The sequence below is a fragment of the Paenibacillus koleovorans NBRC 103111 genome (assembly GCF_004000845.1).
In the GTDB taxonomy this organism is placed as follows: domain Bacteria; phylum Bacillota; class Bacilli; order Paenibacillales; family NBRC-103111; genus Paenibacillus_AA; species Paenibacillus_AA koleovorans.
Map to the genome: position 1 here is coordinate 23559 of NZ_BIMA01000063.1, position 15927 is coordinate 39485.

Sequence of the window (15927 nt, forward strand, 5' to 3'; positions counted from 1 at the left end):
TCCTCTATCGCTCTTGCGTTTGCCGTTGCAGCTCGTAGAGCAGGTTCATCGCCTGCATCGGCGTCATGTTGATCAGGTCCGCCGACCTGAGCTGGGCGTACAGCTTGTCCGCGGCCGCTGCCGCTGCGGCCTCGCGCTTGGACAGCTTGTTCGGCGGCGGTGCCGCAGGCTCGCCGCCGAACAAGCTGAGCTGCACCGCCGGCGCCGCGTCAGGCGCTTGCGGCGGCAGCGGCGGTGCGCCGGCCGGCTGGGCCTGGCCGGCGGCCGCTTCGTCGCGGGCTTGCCGCAGCGCGCCCCGCGACTCGAATTCGCCGAGCAGGCTGTAGGCCCGCTCGATGATCGGGTCCGGCAGCCCGGCGATGCGGGCGCAGTAGATGCCGTAGCTGGTGCTGGCCGCACCGCGGATGAGCCGGCGCAGGAACGTCACCTGCTGACCGCTCTCCTTGACCGCCATGCAGTAGTTGCGCAGCGACGGCAACCGCTCTTCCAAGTGCGCAAGCTCGTGGAAATGCGTAGAGACGAGCGTGCGGCAACCGATGCGATCATGCAGAAACTCGATGACCGCCTGCGCGATCGCCATCCCTTCGCCCGTCGAGGTGCCGCGGCCGAGCTCGTCGATGATGACGAGGCTCCGCGGCGTAGCCTTGGCGGTCATCGCCTGGATGTCCATCATCTCCACCATGAACGTGCTCTGCCCGCCGACCAAATCGTCCGCCGCGCCGATGCGCGTGAAAATCCGGTCGATGATCGGAATCCGCGCCCGCGCGGCAGGCACGAAGCAGCCGATCTGCGCCATGATGCAGATCGTCGCCACCTGGCGCATGTAGGTGCTCTTCCCCGCCATATTCGGGCCGGTAATGAGCATGACAAGGCCGTCCTCCTCGGACAGCGCCGTATCGTTCGCCATGAAGGCGCCTTGCTTCAATATCGCTTCGACGACCGGATGGCGGCCTTCCTCCACGCGCAGCGCGCCGCTGTCGGCCAGCTCCGGCTTCACGTAGCGGTAAGCGGCGCTGACCGCAGCCAGCGATTGCAGCGCATCGATCGTGGCGATCGCCTCCGCCAGCCGTTGCAGCCGCTTGAGCTCGTCGCTCGCCGTTTGGCGGAGCTCCTGGAATAACTCATACTCCAGCCCGACCATCTTCTCCTCGGCTTCGAGAATAAGCGTCTCCTTCTCCTTCAGCTCGGGCGTGACATACCGTTCCGCGTTCGCAAGCGTCTGCTTGCGCTCGTATCGGTCCGCCGGCAAGCTGCCTGCGCTGGCGCGAGACGCCTCCAGGAAGTAGCCGAACACTTTGTTGAAGCCGATCTTCAGCGTCTTGACGCCGGTCAGCTCCCGCTCGCGCTTCTCCAGCTCCGCCAGCCACAGCTTGCCGTTCGAGCTCGCTTCCTTCAGCTGATCGAGGTAGCTGTGGTAGCCTTCGCGAATAAAGCCGCCTTCGCGAACCGATACCGGCGGCTCGTCCACGATGGCGGCTGCGATCCGATCCCGCAGGTCGGCGACTTCGTCAAGCGACTCGGCCAGCGCTCGCAGCGTGGAGGAGCCTGAGGCGAGACAGCTCGCTTTCAGAGCCGGCACCTGCTCGAGCGACACGCGTAGCGCCAGCATGTCCCGCGCGTTCGCATTGCCGTACGCAATCCGACCGACCAGACGCTGCAAATCGTACACTTCCTTCAGCTGCTGCCGCAGCTCTTCACGGTCGATCAGCTTGTTGTACAGCGTTTCGACCGCCTCCAGTCGCTCTTCGATCTTCGCGCGGCTGAGCAGAGGCTTGTCCACCCAACGGCGAAGCAGCCGGCCGCCCATCGAAGTAACCGTTCGATCGAGCAGCCACAGAAGCGAGCCTTTCTTCGTTCGTTCGCGCACCGTCTCGACCAGCTCGAGATTGCGCCGCGTGAACGGATCGAGCGTCATCGACTGGCGATGCTCGTACAGCTGAATCGCCGTGATGTGCGCGAGCGCCCGCTTCTGCGTCTCGCTCAGATAGCCCATCAGCAGCGCAACCGCCTCATGCTGGGCCGGCTGCAGCGAGGCGAGCTGTGCGGCCGGGAATTGACCGCTGAGCGCATCTGCATCGGCCGACTGCTCCCATCTGGTTACAAGCTTGGCCAGTGAATAAGCTGCACCTGCTTCAGCCGCAGGCTCCCGCTCACTGGTCTCCTCGCCGTTCGCTTCTACACCCGTCAACTGCTCGAGCAGAGCGGAACGTCCCACAAGCTCGGACGGACTGTACACGCCGAGCTCGTCGATCAGCACCTCAGCAGACTCTTCCACGACCGTGACGAACAGCTCGCCCGTCGTTAAATCGCACGCTGCAAGTCCATAAACGCCATTCGTCCCGGCTACGCAGGCGATATAATTGTTGCGCGCCTCGCCGAGCGACCTGCTCTCCATTACCGTGCCCGGCGTGACAATTTTCACAATCTCCCGCCGAACGACTCCTTTCGCCGTCGCCGGATCTTCCACTTGCTCGCAAATGGCTACTTTATATCCTCGTTCTACCAGCTTTGCTATGTAATTCTCAGCGGCATGGTAAGGAACGCCGCACATCGGAATACGCTCCTGCTGGCCGCCGTCCCGGCCGGTCAGCGTAATCTCGAGCTCCTGCGCCGCCCTGACGGCGTCGTCAAAGAACAGCTCGTAAAAGTCGCCGAGGCGGAAGAACAGGAAGGCGTCCTTCGCCGTCTCTTTTACAGCCAAATATTGCTCCATCATGGGGGTGTACTTCGTCATCGGTCTCCTCCGCTTGCCACGCAACATTCACCTACCGGTTGCGGCTATCGGAACCTATTATAGCACGAATTGGCGCCTCATGGATTTCGCCGCCGTCGAAGGGAGGGATTTTCCACGCCGGACGGAAGTCCTGCCGCTCATCCCATGACTCCAAAGCCAGCAAGCTCGCCTTGAACGGCTTCAAATCCGCAGCCAGCGCCTCATACCCGGACAACCGCTCCAAATCGCCCCATAGCTCCGTCACAACAGGCAACAGCGCTTGTTTATCGCCTTCATAGTAGTGCCTCTGCACGGCGAGACCAGCCAAAGGCCGCTGCGGCAGCTCCCGATAATGAGCCGCGATCAATGCGGACAAGGCCAGCACGCCTCGAGCCAGCATAGGTGAAACAAGCCAGCTTGGCAGCGTCCGGTATTCGAAGCCTCCATGTTTTTTTCGGCGAAAATCACCAAGAAACCCGTACACGGGCCTACGTCGCGCCGACTTCCCTTCCTGCTCAGCCAAAATAAGCGGAAGCGCCAAATAATTGTCCAGCGTCCGCAGCAAGTAGCTGTTCAACCAAATTCGGCTCATATGAATATGACCGCCGATCGAGAACCCCGTCGCCGGCATCGCCCCGGCCACCCAATGCAGCCGCTCGTCGTCGATCCGAGCCGCTGCCGCCAGCATCGCGCGTCGAATGTTCCGCGCGAGCTGCCTCGGGTCCGTCGCAGGCTCCGGCCGCAGCTCCGCCAGCGGATATCGCGTCTCTCCGCGCAGCGTCAACACATCGCAGCCCGCTTCACCGGTCTTCGGTAAGTAACGCGACGCCGGCACGAGCCGCCCGCGGTCGTCCGCGAGGAGAAACTCGGGGTCCGCGCCGAGCAGCACCCGACCCTTGCGCGTCTGCTCCGCCCGCAGCTCGCGGTCGAATCGCTCGATCGCTTCCGCATACAGACCAGCTAACCGCCCATTCAGCTCGGGATATGGTCGTACATTTACAATCTCCGGCTTGCCATCCCCGCCGGACGGGAACCCCAAGTCGACCAAGCCGAAATCCAGGCCAAGCGCATAAACGGCCTTGACTGCCTCGCGCATCGCTTGTTTGCCGCGTTTGTCCGCGGCTGCCGCATCCAGCTCCGCATAGATCGGGACGAGTCGTGCCGCCTGTTGCAGCTGCAAGGAGGCGTTAGAGGTAGCGCCGAACAAAGCCAACGCTTCCAGATGAAATACCGGTACGCGGAACTGATACGCATACCCCGCCGCACCGCTCGCCGCCGGCCGCAGCCCATGCAGGCTGAGCAGCTCCTCTCTCGTGCGCTTGGTGCGACAGCGCCCTGCCGGTACCGGATGATTCAGGACGAATCCCGTCTGCGGCAATAGCGACGAGACATCCTCTCCCCAGACGATGACCGCACCTCGTCGCTCCCAGGTGACGGCCGGGGCCCTTTTCCCGCGGGGAATCGTCAACCGCTCCAGCAGTCCGGCCACCCGATGCTCTCCGCTGTACAACAGAAATGTGTTCATGCTCCCCGCCCCTTCCGTTCCCAACAAATAGGCTTGTGCAGGCGAGCCATTCGCCTACGCCGGAACAAAAAAGAGGGCTATCGCCCCCTGCCGAATCCGTGGATTCGTCATATGCTGTAGGAAATCGAAACCTTAGTCCAGTTCATCGTCCAGCAGGTCGGGATCGAGATCTTCGAAATCCCCTTCACCGCTGAAATCGGTCGTCTTCTCGTCGAAGTCGTCGCAGCCTCCCTCGCAAACGACGACGCAAACCGTAGTCTCGGCGACCACCTCGCATTTGAACTCTCGCTCTACGCGAATCGTTACGCCCCCGCCGCTGGACGATACATTCGCCTCCACACAGTTAGGATCCTGCGTTGCGACCGCAGACACCTCCACCGTGGAAGCTCTATGTTTGGGATCCAGGTACGAGAGCGGGACGACTTCGACGTAGGAAATCGTTTCCTTGGCTACGTCGGTCTTCCGGTTTTTGTCGTAAGAATACCAGATGTTGATATCGTAAGTACCTACTACCTCGACGCCGTCACTAGACTTCACCGCTTCGTATTCATGGTTGATGACCCATGCGCCCAGAATGCTGGTCGGTGTGTGTGGCGGGTTTATGGTATGAGTCACTTGCGAAAACTTACGACCTTTGCCGCAAACCGCTTTGACACGAATTTCTCTGCAACGCGTCTCTCTATCTTTAATCGACATCCTCTAAACCTCCTCCATACAATCATTCAATAAAGTGTATGCAGGACATTCGTCTAGGGTGACAACATTTTTTTGGACAATTGCGAAACGCTTCAAAACGGTTCACAACTCGATTTCAAGCCTGCAGCCGCGTGGCGGCGCCTCGACGCTTCTTCTCTCGCTTCGCGATAATCAAGTACTGATGCAGCGTCTGCGTGATCTGGAACAGCGCGGAGCGAATCTCAAATTCAGGCCGGGTTACCGGCAACGGCATGTTCTTGTACTGGCCCTCCAGCTCAAGAAGATGCCTCTCCGCGTTCCCCGTATATGTATCCATGCGTACGTCGCCGCTTAATTGTTCGAAGAGCAGAGCCGTCAACCGGCCTTGGGGCAGCGTATCGTAGACTTGCGCCATCAGATCGAGCATCTGTTCGATGAGGTCCAGTTGCTGCTCCCGCATATGGAAGTATCCGTTCCAGTATACGTCGCCGTACAGCAATCGGTTCTCCGCCGCACGCTGCGCGAGTTCCGCGCCTTCCTGGATCGATTTTCTCGCTTGCAGCAGCTGTTTCCCGTCCCACATCCTCTGGTGATCTTTCAAGTGCGCTGCGATCTCTGTGAAAACGGAAGAAAACAGCTCCTCCGTCCTCGCGCGCTTCTGTTGCAGCTGGCGCTCCATATTCGGCATGTACAAAGCATTGATCACCGTCGCCGAGCCGAGTCCGGTCAGCAGCAGCATAAATTCGTTCAAGAGCACATCCATATCGACATACCCCAGGGAAAATAAATGGAACACGGCAACGGAGCATGTAGCCAGCCCGTTCTGCAGCTTGACCCGGTTCAGCACCGGTATGATGGCGAGAAGATAGAGGGCAATTATCCACAGATGAAAGCCGAACAGCTCGATCATTATGGTAGCGAGCACGAGACCAAGCAGAGACGCGGCGATGCGAACCAGTGAGGCGTTGACCCCCTTGCGGATCGTCGACTCAACGCCGAGAATAGCCAGCAGGCCGGCGGACATCGGGAACTCAAGTCCAAGCAGCTGAGCCAAGAAAACCGCCGCTACGGCAGCGGCGGCAGTTTTGATTACACGGATTCCCATACGTTACAGCCTGTAGATGTCCTTGTACTTCTCTTCGAAGTAGGCGACCAGGTAGGCAGGATTAAGCGGCTCGCCCGTCACGCTCTGGATGATCTCGGATGGCGTCAGCGACTTGCCGTATTTGTAAATGCGCTCTACCAGCCACTCCTTGATCGGCAGCAGCTCGCCGCGCTCGATTTTGTCCTCGAAGTCCGGCATCTGCTGCTTGAGCGTGTTGCGGATCTGAGCCGCGTACATATTGCCGAGCGAATAGGAAGGGAAGTATCCGAACGAGCCGCCCGACCAATGCACGTCCTGCAGCACGCCTTCGCCGTCGTTAGCCGGTTCGACGCCGAGATAGTCCTTGTACTTGCGGTTCCATGCCTCCGGCAGATCCTGAACCTCGAGCGTCCCGCTGAACAGCTCCTTCTCCAACTCATAACGGATCATGATATGTAAATTGTATGTCAGCTCGTCGGCTTCAATTCGAATGAGCGAAGGTCTTACTTCATTAATACCGCGGTAGAAAATCTCCACCGGCACTTTGCTCAGACGCTCGGGATAATGCTGCTGCAGCTGCGGGTAATATCGTTTCCAGAACCCGATGCTGCGACCGATCATATTTTCCCAGAAACGCGACTGCGATTCATGAATCCCCATCGACGTTCCCGTGCATAGCGGCGTGCCGATCAAGTCCGGCGATATGTTCTGCTCATACAGCGCGTGGCCGCCTTCATGGATCGTGCCGAACAGCGCGCTCGTCACATCGTTCGGCAAGTAGCGTGTCGTGATCCGCACGTCGCCGGGATTGAGCCCGGTCGCGAACGGATGAGCGCTCTCATCCAGTCTGCCCGCTTCGAAGTCATAGCCCATCTCGTTCAAGATGTAGCGGCTGAACTTCTTCTGCAGCTCGATATCGAACGGCTGCTCCAGGAACGAACGATGCGGCTTGTTCGGCGATTGCTGGATGGCGGATACGAGCGGCACCAGCTTCCGGCGCAGCTCCCCGAACACTTGGTCGAGCTGATCGACCGTCATGCCGGGCTCGTACATATCCAGCAAGGTGTTGTACGGATGACCCGTGTAACCCCACAGATCGATAAACTCCCGATTGTAGGCGACAATCTTCTCCAGGTAAGGCGCGAACGCGGCGAAATCGGATTTCGGCTTCACATCCTCCCAGATGGATTCGGCTTGCGACGTTAGGACAACATAAGCCTGATATTTCTCAGGCGGTATTTTTTTGCTGCGGTCGTACTCTTTTTTGCATTCCTTCACGATTTTGCGATTGACCTCGTCCAGCTGCTCGAACGTCTGCGGCTCCAACAGCTGCTCCAGGTAACCGCTCATCTCCTCGGATACGGACATGCGGAACAGCTCGCCGGACAAGTCCCCGATTACTTGAGACCGATTTTCCATCCCTTTGCGCGGCGCGCCGGTTCTAAGATCCCAATACATCACGCCCAGCGCTTCTTCATAGCTCTTCATCTTTTTTATGAGATTCCGAAATTCCGCTAGCGTAGATTCAAACGACTGACCCATTGGATCCCCTCCCGAAGTGAGAAATGTTTCTATCCTTTTGATCTTACTTTTTCTTTTTGGAATAATCAACATGTGCGGGTTTTTATGGTAGAATAATGAGCTATATGACGAAGGAGGTTCGGATACGATGCAAATTACGGTTACCCCAGCCGCTGTCAACCAGCTTCAGCTCCATCTGGATGCCGCGCCGCACGGTCCTCCCGCTCGTGTCAAGCTTGCTTATGATGCCGAAGGCTGTGGCTGCGCCGTGGACGGTGTCGCTCAGCTCTGGCTCGTGGACGGGGCCGGGCCGGACGACGCGGAGGCGGAGGGCTCGCGCTTTCGGATTTTGTACAGCCTGAAGCATGAAGTGTTTTTCGACGAGGCGCTGACGTTGGATTATAACCCTGACAGACGCATTTTTTCTTTGAAGAGCAAGCAGCAATTCTACAATAGCATGATGAGCTTGGTCGATCGGCGCGCTTAAGGACATGACTTCATCTGCATCCATCATCGGAGGAGGAATTTAGGATGAGCAACATCAGCGACATTTTGGCATTCAATGAGCATTTCGTCACGCAAAAGGATTATGAAGAGTTCCGGACGACGCGTTTTCCGGACAAGCGGATGGTCATCCTGACCTGTATGGACACCCGGCTCGTCGAGCTGCTCCCCAAAGCATTGAATATCCGGAACGGCGATGCCATTATTCTCAAAAATGCCGGTGCGATCGTCACCCAGCCGTTCGGCAACATCATGCGGAGCTTGATCGTAGCGATCTATGAGCTGACCGCGGATGAGGTTGTCGTGATCGGCCACTACGAATGCGGGATGACCGGACTCGACTCCGAGCGGATCATCAGCAAGTCGAAGGATCAAGGCATCAGCGAGGACGTCATCTCGACATTGCGCCACTCCGGTATCAATCTGTCGCGCTGGCTGACCGGGTTCGACGATGTGACCCAGAGCGTGGAGAACAGCGTGGACATTATCCGCAACCATCCTCTCCTGCCGAAGCACATTCCGGTGCACGGCATGCTGATCGATCCGGAGACGGGCAAGCTGAACTGGCTCGTGAACGGGTATGAGGAGCTTGAGAAACGGAAGTAAATGAGGAAAGCCTCCCCCGCATTTTGGTTGCGGCCGGGAGGCTTTTTTGCTTTTATTGCGACACGTATGGAGCGGTGTTGGAGCCCAGCAAGCGCAGAGCGCCCTCAAACTTCTCATAGACGTAGACGCGCGGCGAAGTGGTTGGCGTCACATCAGTGGCCGTCACGTCCGCAGACAGCTTCACCGCGCCATTCACCATCGAGCCTGTGCCCTCGAACGGAATGTCCCATGTTTTCATCAGCATGTCGCGGTCGTCTCGAAGCTCGAACACAAGGCTGCGGTTTTTGTTGCCGCCTGCCACCGGATACAGCTTATCCTGCGTGTAATTGAAGTTGACTTCGTATTTGTTGCCGCTCAGCCCTACCTTGTACGCGGACAGATTGTTGATCGTAACGTTGTACGGATACAGATCAAATGTACCTAAGACGATCTCCGCATTCGTAATTTTCGTGAGCACCGTTGAATCCGTACCGGCTCTGGCGACCGGAAGCGGCAGCTGGTTGCCCAGGTTCAGCAAGCTGAACCGGTGCACGCTTGCCATAGCCGTATCGTCCAGCTTCTGCCCGAAGACGAGCTCATAGTCACGCAGCGAGCCTGACATCGCCTCCGGCAGCGTCACCCACAGCGTATTCAGAGCTACACAGCCGTTGCAGAATCGGCCGCTTTCTTCCGTCACTTTCGCGTTCCAGATCGAACCGTCGGGACCGATGAAATAGCCGATGTACGGAACGATATTGCCGACCCGTTTCTCTTTCCCCGTTTGAAGGATGCGGACCGCGAGCATTTTCTGCGTGCCCAATGTAAACACTTGCGAATCGATGACCGCCCCGACCGATTGACGGCCTTGATCGTTGATTTTCCACTCCGCTGATTTCTCAATAGGGGCGATGCCGTCATCATTCAGCGCGAATGCGGCGTTCAGCCACTGTCGGGTAGGCGTTACCGCTCCGCTTGTTCCGGTGCCGGAGTTTCCGCCCGTTTGGCCGTTTCCGTTGCCTCCCGCCGCTTGTGCCGTGCCTTCCCCGAAGAAAAACCCTCCATTCGAGGAATCAAGCGTGTACGGGATTTTCGCATACAAATAAATCGTAGTCGCTTCGTTCGGGTTGAGGTAAGCCGAAGACTGCAGTCGAACCGCCTTGCCCGTCACTTCGAAATCCCCAAGCGTGTAGCCGCCATAAAGCGCGGGGAGGGTGATCACGCTGCCGGTCACGTTCTTAACCGCAATCTCGGTCAGCAGCACGTCGTCGCTCTCCAGCGTGAGGCGTTGTGTCCGCTTCACCTGGATCGCAAGTGAGCCGACCGACGTGCTCACGATATCGCCTTCCGCCGGTGCAGAGACACCTGTGCCGTTCGGCGAGGCTTTCGCCAGGCTTGCGGATACGACCGGCAAAATAACGGTCGACGTTCCTTTTTTCTCGGACAGCACGAGATTGGTATCAGCCAAATCCGCTCCTAGCGGGAGGGTGGCGCGGAACGTCTTCGTCACTGAGTTGCCAGGCGACAAGTAAGCAGCAGCTGCGGAAGTATCGCCAGCCGCTACGCTCAGTCCGTTGCTATTCAACTGATAGCTGGCGGACAGCGTCGGGACGCTCACGATGGATTTGCTTCCATTGTTTAATGTAACAACGGCTTCGACGGAAACCCCGTCAACTTGCGATTTGTAAGAAGCGCTGTCGATGGATACCGACAATCCATTCGGATTCGCCATTGGGTAATCTTGTACTTGCCCCACCTGGAGCGCTTCGCCTCTCGTGATTGTAAGCGAGCCTACCAAGGTTGTAGCGGTTTGCGTTTTATTCAAATATTCGATGGTGAACCTATTGTCGCTGAACGAGCCGCCAACCGTAGCTTGCAGCGTTAGCTTCGTCGCTTGACGCGGCAGCAGCGTATCATTGCCGGCAACGGCCGTCGCGGCGAATGCAAGACCGCGCTCATCGACGAGCTGATACGTCAGCGCGGACGGCAGCTTGAAGGCGGACGAGCCGAGGTTCTCGGCGCGCAGATCGACGCTCATCGTCCACACGCCGTCCTTGACGGTCTTCGTGCTGCTGATCGCCTGGAGAGAGACGACGCCGTCATTCGGCATGTTAGCTGCATCGATGTCTTTGACGTTGATCAGAACCGATTCTTTCACGAAAGCTTGCTCTGACATGGATGCCCCGATCGACAAGGTGCCGAAGTCGCGCATATAATCCGCTTCGCTTGAATCCCAAGCGAACAGCACGACGGATAAGTCGCTAGGGCTAAGTCCCAGCGCGATATTGCTCGTATACTTGAACGTCTGCGACTTATGAGGCTGTACGCGGGCATTCGTCTTCTCGGTCAGCTGCGCGGAATAGCTGCTGCCCGACGGATCGGAGATGCGGATTCCGTACGCGTTGTAATCGACCATCGTTTCGCCGTTGTTCGTCAGAGTCAAGGAATAACGAAGCGTCTGGGAGGCGGAGCCGGTCGAGAGCACCACATCGTCCACCGTGAAGAAGACGTCGTTGCTCAGGAACACCCCTTCCTTGGCCGCTTGCGCAGGCGATGTCGCTGCAAAGGGAGCGAATGTCAGACTAAGGACGGCTAGAAGAGTAAGAATGAGAAACTGTCTGGAAGAAAGGCGCTTGTGCGACTTCATGATCCGACCTCCAAATATCATTAATGGCATTAAGTAGTCAATCGAAACGAAGGGCGTCGATCGGACGGAGCTTGGACGCTTTGTTGGCCGGATACAGCCCGAAGATGATTCCGACCAAGGCTGAAAACAAGAAAGCATACATGCTGACGTCAACGGAAATTTCCGTTGGCTGCTCCGGATAGATCATCGGCCAAGCGAGTGCAATTCCAATTCCCAGCAGTAAGCCGAACAATCCGCCCATCCCGCTAATGACGCCGGCTTCCACGAGGAACTGGAACAAAATATTGCGACGTTTCGCTCCGATCGACTTGCGGATCCCGATCTCTCGCGTTCGCTCGCTGACCGTGACGAGCATGATATTCATGATGCCGATCCCGCCCACGAGCAAGGATATGCACGCTACACTTACAAGCTGCTTGGTGAGCGTGTTGCCCGTTTTCGTCCTGGCGTTCAGCAGCTCATCTTGGTTGACGAGCGTAAACCCGGATTCGCTCTTGAACTTGAACGTCAAATATTGCTTCATCGTCGCTTGCGCCAGATAGATGTCATCCTTCGTCGGCGCTTCGATATAGGTCGTCCGGATCGTCCCGAGCTTGAACTGTCGGCGAGCCGTCTCCAGCGGCACTATGACCATGTCATCGACGGATGTGCCGTTGATATTCGAGCCCTTTTCCCTCATCTTCCCGACTACGGTGAACACTAGCCCGTCGATGTTGACCTGTTCGCCGACCGGGTTCACGTAACCGAAAAACTTCTTGGCCACAGAGCTGCCCAGAACGACGACATTCGCTCTCAGGTCCAGATCGGCTGCGGAAATAAATCTTCCTTCCGCCACTTCTACCTTATTAATGAGCGTATAACGGTCGTTCGTCCCGACCAGCGTATACTTCTCTTGTGTCCGGTCGTACTTCACGTTCGAGCCGGTCTTGATTACTGTAGGAGCAATCGTATCGATCTCAGGCAAACCCTCGAGCTTCATCAATTCGGAATAATCCAGCTGTGTAGCTCGGCCATTGCCGTTTACATTGACAACAAGAAGATTCGTTCCGAGATTCTCATATTGCTTCTCAATCTCCGCACTCGCCCCGCGTCCGATCGCCACGAGCGTGATAACGGACGCCACCCCGATGATAACACCTAACATCGTGAGGATTGTCCGCAGCGGATTGGCGAGTACGGTGCGGAGGGCCATTGCTATCAGTTCGCCGAATCTCATGCGTGCACCGCCTCCAGTACGGCGCCAGCTTCGCCGGTTTCATTGCGAACATCGCTGATGATGAGGCCATCGCGCAGCGAGACGACCCGCTTCGCGTGGCGTGCAATGTTAGGATCGTGCGTGATGAGCACGATCGTGTTGCCCTCGCGGTTCAGCCGGATGACGAGCTCCAGCACCTCTTCGCCGGTACGGGAGTCGAGCGCTCCTGTAGGCTCGTCCGCGAGAAGCAGCGAGGGGGAGATGGCGAGCGCACGCGCGATCGCTACCCGCTGCTGCTGACCGCCGGAGAGCTCGCTCGGCTTGTGATGGCCGCGCTCGCCCATGCCGAGCAGCTCCAGCATTTGCTGTGCCCTCTGCCGCCGCTCTTTCTTGGAGAAACCGGCGTAGATCATTGGCAGCTCGACATTTTCCATCGCATTCAGGCGGGGCAGCAGGTTGAATTGTTGAAAAATGAAGCCGATTTTCTGGTTTCGCAGCTGGGCAAGCTGGTTGTCGGACATTTTCTCCGTAGCCACTCCGTCCAGCGAATACGTTCCGTTAGTAGGAGCGTCCAGGAGACCGATCATATTCATAAGCGTCGATTTACCGGATCCGCTCGGACCGATTATGGCGACGAAATCGCCTTTGTCTATGCTGAACGAGACGTCTTTCAAAACATGCAGCTCTTGGTCGCCGCGCTTGTAAACCTTCGTAATGTTCCGTAGCTGAATCATCTCCATAGTTGCGCTCCTTCCCGACATTACCGGTTTGCGTTGCCGCCTCCGCCTCCGCCAAAATTCCCGCCGCCTCCGCCGCCGAAGTTCCCGCCTCCGCCTCCGCCGCCAAAGTTGCCGCCGCCGCCGATATTTCCGCCACCGCCGCCGCCGGTAGTTCCGCCGGTAGCTCCGCCAGGAGCCGCACCGCCGCCGCCTTGCTGAATGCGGATCTGCTGACCGCCGCCTGCACCGAACTGCTCGCGAAGCTGTTGGATTTGCTCCTGGGTCAGCCCGCCGGCAGCCCCTTGAGCGCCTGCATTTTGCTGGAACTGCTGTCTCAGCGCGTCTATGTCGGCTTGCGACATATCGCCCGATTTTTTAGGCAATGGAATTAAGACTTTGTCGCCTTCCTTAAGCCCTTCCGTTATTTCGACTTCGGTTTTGCTGCGTATGCCGATCTTGATCTCATGCCGCTCATCGAGCGTGCCGTCTTCCTTTTTCAACGTCACGAACCGCTTGCCGCCGCCTTGCTGCAACGCTTCGTTCGGCAGCGTAATGATGTTTTTCTTGTCTTGGATCAAAATTTCGCCCGTAGCGGTCATACCGATTTTGAGCTGATTCGCATTTTTCACGGTCAACACCACATCGTAAAATGTTACTCCATTGGTAGTCGTCCCTACCGTCGAAACTTGGCTGACTTCGCCATCGAAAATTCGGCCTTGAATCGAGTCGACCTTCACTTCCGCCTTCATCCCGGTGCGGATGTTCGGCAGATCCAGCTCGTCAACCTGAATCGGCAGCTGCATCGTGCTCATGCTAGCTACGGCTCCTAGCTGCGCGTTGGCTTGAATCTTGGCGCCTGGCGTATAAGCAGTAAGCGTATTGGCACGTTTGTTGACGAAGTCGGTGGAGAAGACGCCGTCGAACGGTGCCGTTACCTTGAGCCCCTTGATTCTCTCGGCGAAATCTTCGACCGAAATTTTCTGAAGATCAATGGCCGATTGTTTGCTCACGATATCGTCCTTCAGCGTATCATTCGTAATTTTGGAGATGACATCGCCTGCATACACGTAGTTGCCGGTTTTGTAATTCAGCGTATTGACGGTCCCCGCCACATTCGCCATCACAGAGACGACTTTGCTGTAGCGGAGGGTGCCGGAGTCTTTGGAATCGACGTAGCGGCCGTTCAAGTAGATGCTGCCCTTGGCTTTTAGGCCCGCTTCCATCGTGGCATCATTGGCGACCGAAATTTCCACGTCAATCATTTTGCCGCCCTTCATATCGCCGCGCGGGTCTTTGCCGATCGAAACGATTTTGCCGGATTTGCTCAGCATGAAGCCGTCGATCGAGAGATCCACATCGGTGCCGACCGCAAATTGAACGGCATCCTCCAGTGCGAACGGAATCGTGACAAGCAGCAGGCTGTTGTCCGAGATCGTTCCGATCAGGGAGTTTTTCGTGACGGTAGCGCCCACATCCATCTTGTCCGCCAACGTGAATTTGCCGCTGATCGGCGCTTTCGTCGTCATGTAATCCTGCTGTGCGTACAGATCGGTCAAATCTTTTTGCAGCTGATTGTACGTAGAGATTGCCTTCTGATAGTTGTTGTCGAGCGTAGGACTGGATATCTCGAACAGCAGCTGGCCCGCTTTAACATCTTGATTGCGGGTCAAATTCATCGTCTTGATCGTGCCGTCCGCCGGAGAGACGATGTTCTGAGTATCTTTCGGCTCAAGCTGAGATGTGCCGGACACGGAGAAACGGATATCCGTTTTCTTGGCTTCCACAACGACTTGCTCCGCTTCCTTCGCGCTGCTCTTGGACCCTTGATCCAAGTAATAATAAGTGGCGCCGCCGCCGATCACCAGAACGGCCAACGTGCCTAGAAACCCTTTGCTGCGCAACCAACGCATGTTTCCTACCCCCAGTGAAAAATGAAATGGTTATTATTGCAGCTTGCTGACCAACAAATCAACTAGCTGTTGTTCCACACTTTTGTCCGCCTGCATCTCCATCCCGGGCGGCGGCGCTCCAGAGCTCGGCGGGATTGGCCAATCGTGCTCCGGCTCCGCTTGTCTCCGTTCTTCCAGCTCCTTCGCAAGAGCAAGGCGCTCATCTTCTGAAAGCGGCGGCCCAGGCGGCGGGCCCGGCTTGCGGGCGACCCTTAAGCGCATCTCCATGGACAACTCGTCGAGGAACCATCTCTGAGTCGGATTCAGCACATCCAGCACCGCTCTTCGTTTCTCCATCGACAGCCGCCCGTCCTCAATCGCCGTCTGGACGATAGCCAAAATTCGTTTGGCTTGCTCCTCCGTCATTCTCAAATCCTCACGCTTGTCCATCTGAATCAAGTTCAACGAGACGATGACGAGCTGTCTTTCGTTGAAGCTCTGCAGCTGCCCCTCGCCGGGCAACCCCGCTTGGACAGCCGGATTCGTTGTGGTGGATGTCTGATCCACACTAGACGGCATCCCTCCGCTTTTGGCACATCCGGTGACGGCAAGCATCAGCAGGAGGAATCCGATTCCAGTCCCTGCTCTCCAACTCGGTCGATTCACGCAACCTCCCCCATTCCATCCGCATGGCGAAGACCTTACGTCTACCAGCTTAGGCGAAAAAGGTGATGAAAGCGTGCGCAAATTGTGAAAAATGTGTAAAAAAAGCCATCTGGATATAAGAAAACCGTCCTGGCGGACGGTCCTCTGTCGAAAGAGTTCAGTTGGTGCGTAAGAGGGCAGGTAGCTGGGTTCCGATAGCTGTTAAAA

At 57.3% G+C, this 15927-nt stretch carries 12 protein-coding genes; 2 read left to right on the forward strand and 10 right to left on the reverse strand.

What is annotated here, in order from left to right; all coding sequences use genetic code 11:
• Positions 1-4: 4 nt before the first annotated feature.
• The 5 genes from mutS to PKO02S_RS19875 form a co-directional block, all read right to left on the reverse strand.
• Entirely contained in the window at positions 5-2734 is a 2730-nt protein-coding gene (gene mutS / locus PKO02S_RS19855; protein ID WP_127585585.1) for a DNA mismatch repair protein MutS, read from the reverse strand.
• A 31-nt stretch (positions 2735-2765) separates the two neighbouring features.
• Positions 2766-4238: a putative amidoligase domain-containing protein gene (locus PKO02S_RS19860; RefSeq protein WP_127585586.1), complete on the reverse strand. Its 1473-nt coding sequence runs from the start codon at positions 4236-4238 to the stop codon at positions 2766-2768.
• 132 nt (positions 4239-4370) lie between these two features.
• Positions 4371-4934, reverse strand: coding sequence for an outer spore coat protein CotE (gene cotE / locus PKO02S_RS19865; RefSeq protein ID WP_127585587.1), 564 nt, complete (start codon positions 4932-4934; stop codon positions 4371-4373).
• Positions 4935-5049: 115 nt separating this feature from the next.
• Entirely contained in the window at positions 5050-6018 is a 969-nt protein-coding gene (locus PKO02S_RS19870) for an aromatic acid exporter family protein (protein ID WP_127585588.1), read from the reverse strand.
• 3 nt (positions 6019-6021) lie between these two features.
• Positions 6022-7539, reverse strand: coding sequence for a carboxypeptidase M32 (locus tag PKO02S_RS19875; RefSeq protein WP_127585589.1), 1518 nt, complete (start codon positions 7537-7539; stop codon positions 6022-6024).
• A 127-nt stretch (positions 7540-7666) separates the two neighbouring features.
• Between PKO02S_RS19875 and PKO02S_RS19880 the strand changes: the two genes are divergently transcribed.
• Entirely contained in the window at positions 7667-8005 is a 339-nt protein-coding gene (locus tag PKO02S_RS19880; protein ID WP_127585590.1) for an iron-sulfur cluster biosynthesis family protein, read from the forward strand.
• A 44-nt stretch (positions 8006-8049) separates the two neighbouring features.
• Positions 8050-8628: a beta-class carbonic anhydrase gene (locus tag PKO02S_RS19885; protein WP_127585591.1), complete on the forward strand. Its 579-nt coding sequence runs from the start codon at positions 8050-8052 to the stop codon at positions 8626-8628.
• 52 nt (positions 8629-8680) lie between these two features.
• Here PKO02S_RS19885 and PKO02S_RS19890 read toward each other — a convergent pair whose 3' ends face one another.
• The 5 genes from PKO02S_RS19890 to PKO02S_RS19910 are packed head-to-tail and all read right to left on the reverse strand — an operon-like array spanning position 8681 to position 15720.
• A complete protein-coding gene (locus PKO02S_RS19890; protein ID WP_127585592.1) occupies positions 8681-11251 on the reverse strand; it encodes a hypothetical protein in 2571 nt (856 codons plus the stop codon).
• Positions 11252-11288: 37 nt separating this feature from the next.
• Positions 11289-12467: an ABC transporter permease gene (locus tag PKO02S_RS19895; protein ID WP_127585593.1), complete on the reverse strand. Its 1179-nt coding sequence runs from the start codon at positions 12465-12467 to the stop codon at positions 11289-11291.
• On the reverse strand, positions 12464-13186 hold the full coding sequence (locus PKO02S_RS19900; RefSeq protein WP_127585594.1) for an ABC transporter ATP-binding protein: 723 nt from the start codon (positions 13184-13186) through the stop codon (positions 12464-12466). Before PKO02S_RS19900 ends, PKO02S_RS19895 begins: the two co-directional genes overlap by 4 nt.
• Positions 13187-13206: 20 nt before the next feature.
• Positions 13207-15075: an efflux RND transporter periplasmic adaptor subunit gene (locus PKO02S_RS19905; RefSeq protein WP_127585595.1), complete on the reverse strand. Its 1869-nt coding sequence runs from the start codon at positions 15073-15075 to the stop codon at positions 13207-13209.
• Between the two features lie 33 nt (positions 15076-15108).
• Positions 15109-15720, reverse strand: coding sequence for a hypothetical protein (locus PKO02S_RS19910; protein WP_127585596.1), 612 nt, complete (start codon positions 15718-15720; stop codon positions 15109-15111).
• Between the last annotated feature and the right edge of the window lie 207 nt (positions 15721-15927).

Excerpts from the sequence above, each read along its gene's own strand:
- mutS (WP_127585585.1), bottom strand. The coding sequence starts at position 2,734 with ATGACGAAGTACACCCCCATGATGGAGCAATATTTGGCTGTAAAAGAG.
- PKO02S_RS19860 (WP_127585586.1), bottom strand. The coding sequence starts at position 4,238 with ATGAACACATTTCTGTTGTACAGCGGAGAGCATCGGGTGGCCGGACTG.
- cotE (WP_127585587.1), bottom strand. The coding sequence starts at position 4,934 with ATGTCGATTAAAGATAGAGAGACGCGTTGCAGAGAAATTCGTGTCAAA.
- PKO02S_RS19870 (WP_127585588.1), bottom strand. The coding sequence starts at position 6,018 with ATGGGAATCCGTGTAATCAAAACTGCCGCCGCTGCCGTAGCGGCGGTT.
- PKO02S_RS19875 (WP_127585589.1), bottom strand. The coding sequence starts at position 7,539 with ATGGGTCAGTCGTTTGAATCTACGCTAGCGGAATTTCGGAATCTCATA.
- PKO02S_RS19880 (WP_127585590.1), top strand. The coding sequence starts at position 7,667 with ATGCAAATTACGGTTACCCCAGCCGCTGTCAACCAGCTTCAGCTCCAT.
- PKO02S_RS19885 (WP_127585591.1), top strand. The coding sequence starts at position 8,050 with ATGAGCAACATCAGCGACATTTTGGCATTCAATGAGCATTTCGTCACG.
- PKO02S_RS19890 (WP_127585592.1), bottom strand. The coding sequence starts at position 11,251 with ATGAAGTCGCACAAGCGCCTTTCTTCCAGACAGTTTCTCATTCTTACT.
- PKO02S_RS19895 (WP_127585593.1), bottom strand. The coding sequence starts at position 12,467 with ATGAGATTCGGCGAACTGATAGCAATGGCCCTCCGCACCGTACTCGCC.
- PKO02S_RS19900 (WP_127585594.1), bottom strand. The coding sequence starts at position 13,186 with ATGGAGATGATTCAGCTACGGAACATTACGAAGGTTTACAAGCGCGGC.
- PKO02S_RS19905 (WP_127585595.1), bottom strand. The coding sequence starts at position 15,075 with ATGCGTTGGTTGCGCAGCAAAGGGTTTCTAGGCACGTTGGCCGTTCTG.